The following is a 2,731-nucleotide window of genomic DNA, read 5'->3' on the forward strand; positions in this document are numbered from 1 at the left end:
CGCAAAACCCTTCTTATCGAGAACAAAACTCAGTACAACAAGAATAATTCCAAAAGCTACCGCGTAAAATTCTTTCATCTGCAGCAGTTGTTTGTAAACACCGGCTTCCTTGTATCTTCCAATCAATTGGTCAGTCCTCTTTCAAGGTTTTTCGATCAAAATATTTCCCTGTTGATTTTCTTGATGATGCCCAGCAGTTGTTTAACTTCTTCTTCTGACAAACATGCACACATCTGCCTTGTCAGATCCAGGTGAAAACGATGGTGTTCTGCAAACGCTTTTTCTCCCTTTTCAGTCAGGCTGATCAGATTGACCCGCCGGTCTTTCTTTGTAGTTGTGCGCCGGGCGTATTTTTTTGATTCCAGACGATCCACGGTAACGGTGGTCGTGCCGGTAGTGACCCCCAGCTTGCCGGCCAGGGATTTCATGTTCATCGTTCCGTACTGTCCCAGCGCCTCGATGGCATGGGCCTCCGAAATGCTCAGATCACTGGAGCGGATGACGGAACTTTCCCAGGAAGAAAAACCATTGAAGAATAACAGAAATTCATCGGTTAGCTTCTCGATATGGTCCACCGCAAAACCCCCTTGAAAGCTGTATTACTTGAAATTGATAATATTTGAATTTCAAAGCATATTCAATATTACAATTTTTTCTCTATTCTTGTCAAACGGAAGTACTTTATTGTTTACTTTGATTCTTCTGTTCAGAAATACGGAAGTTCGTTAAAAAATAAAACTATCTTGCTGGCCGGGATGATCGGGGTAAAATAGATACTCTTCCCGTCAAGACCGGTGGACTCCGGGCGTGGGTGCGAAGAACGGGAAGGCCGCTCGCCGCAATGAGAGCCGGAAAAAGAAGTTGATGGTTGTTCAGGGGGGTGGCAAAAACACGATGTCAGCGGGTTCTCATCAGGTTCAATCCCTCCAGCCCCGTCAAGGCAGAAATCCACGGACACCGTAACGGAACTATCCACCTTCAGGGGACGGCCGGCGGCGTTGCAAGCAACTGATCTTTTTCCATTGATGGATATAATTATGTGGGCCAGGTCAATTCCACCGTTTCCGTTACCGCCGGGGCCAGGCCCCCGTGTTCCCTTATGTTCTCTCAGTAGCAGTGAACTTTTCCGGGCATTTCTTTTCTGACCGATCCGATGATGTTTGTGGAAAGGACGTTCTTTTTCCGGAGATTCTGTACCAAAGCGGGCGCTTTGTTTTCTGGAACAGAAATGAGCAGGCCCCCCGATGTTTGAGGGTCGAACATGATATCCGGCAAAACGGATTCTACACTCGAATCAATCCGGATGTCCCTGGAATAAAATTTTTGATTGGTAAAACTTCCCCCGGGGATCAACCCCATCGTGGCAAAAGTTTTGACCTCGGGCATAATCGGCACCTTTCGGGTATCGATTCCAATCCCCACCTTGCTTGCCCTGGCCATTTCAATGCAGTGTCCCAGCAGTCCGAAACCGGTGATATCCGTACATGCGTTTACACCAACCTCGATCATTGCTTCCGCAGCCCCTTTGTTGAGGGTGGCCATCTGTTCGGTAACAGAACCGGCAGCTTCTTCATTCAACATATTTGCCTTGAGGGCGGTGGCCAGTATTCCGGTTCCAAGAGGTTTTGTAAGTACAAGCAGATCTCCCGGTTTTGCGCCGGCATTGGTCAGGAATTTCCGGGGGTGGACAATCCCCGTCAATGAAAGCCCATATTTCAACTCGGGATCTTCAACACTGTGCCCCCCCACCATGACCGCATTTGACTGATGGACTATTTCCAAACCGCCTTGCAGGATTGAACTCAAAACCGATTTATCCATATCCTTGATCGGGAAACAGACGATGTTCATTGCCGTCAGCGGTCTGCCGCCCATTGCATAAACGTCGCTCAAAGCATTGGTCGCAGCTATCCGGCCAAAATCGAAGGGATCATCAACAATGGGGGTAAAAAAATCCAGGGTCTGGATAAGGGCTATATCATCGGTCAATCTGTATACCCCGGCATCATCGGACCCATCGATACCTACCAGGAGGTTTGGGTCTTTGTTCGGTGTCAGACCACACAGAACATCTGTCAGGTCCCCCGGACCTATTTTGGAAGCTCAGCCGGCAGCCCGGGTATTTTGGGTCAATCGAGGATGCTCGTCCATTGGTTCTAGACCTTTCCTTCGTTTTTCAATATCTTATCAAGGGCATAAGGTATTTTCTTTATAATATCATATACCTGGGTTGCCGGGGTAGGTTTGGCCAGAGAACCGGCCAACCGATTCACCCGGGCAGCATTTATCGATGCAGATTCCAGATCCATTCCTGACTCGATCAGAGCGGAAACTATCCCCGTCAAAGTATCCCCGGTGCCCCCGATCGCCTCCAGCGCCTCTTCCTGCGGGCTGTCGATCACGGCTATCACACCGTCCCTGTTGGCGATGTAGTCGGTAACCCCCTTTACCAGCAGGTAGGAGGCGGCATTGTTGTGCCGGTAAGCCCTTTCGATCAGATGCGGCACCATATTATCCTCGTGCAGGATAAAACCTCGGGTGTAAAAGGGATGGGGGGCTTTTTCATCTGCCAGATAGGCCAGTTCACCGGCATCGGGTGTAAATAGGTCAAAGGAGGAAGCATCACCACTCATTTTGGCCACATACATGAATCCAGCATCGGCAATCAGGGTCGGACGGGGCGCAAGGGCATCGATCTGGGAAAGTAACTGTTTGAACAGGTTGACATCCG

Annotated in this window: 3 protein-coding genes; all 3 read right to left on the reverse strand. The window is 49.3% G+C overall.

The genetic code is table 11. From position 1 onward, the window contains the following. Nucleotides 1-155 precede the first annotated feature (155 nt). Nucleotides 156-575 (reverse strand): MarR family transcriptional regulator, encoded by a 420-nt coding sequence (locus GX364_02725; GenBank protein NLI69765.1) that lies wholly within the window; start codon nucleotides 573-575, stop codon nucleotides 156-158. 532 nt (nucleotides 576-1,107) lie between these two features. Beyond that, on the reverse strand, nucleotides 1,108-2,151 hold the full coding sequence (gene selD, locus GX364_02730; GenBank protein NLI69766.1) for a selenide, water dikinase SelD: 1,044 nt from the start codon (nucleotides 2,149-2,151) through the stop codon (nucleotides 1,108-1,110). A 5-nt stretch (nucleotides 2,152-2,156) separates the two neighbouring features. After that, nucleotides 2,157-2,731 (reverse strand): sugar kinase (locus tag GX364_02735; protein NLI69767.1); only part of this gene is annotated, 575 nt, incomplete at its 5' end.

It is taken from the genome of Bacillota bacterium (genome assembly GCA_012518215.1).
GTDB lineage: Bacteria > Bacillota > Dethiobacteria > DTU022 > PWGO01 > JAAYSV01.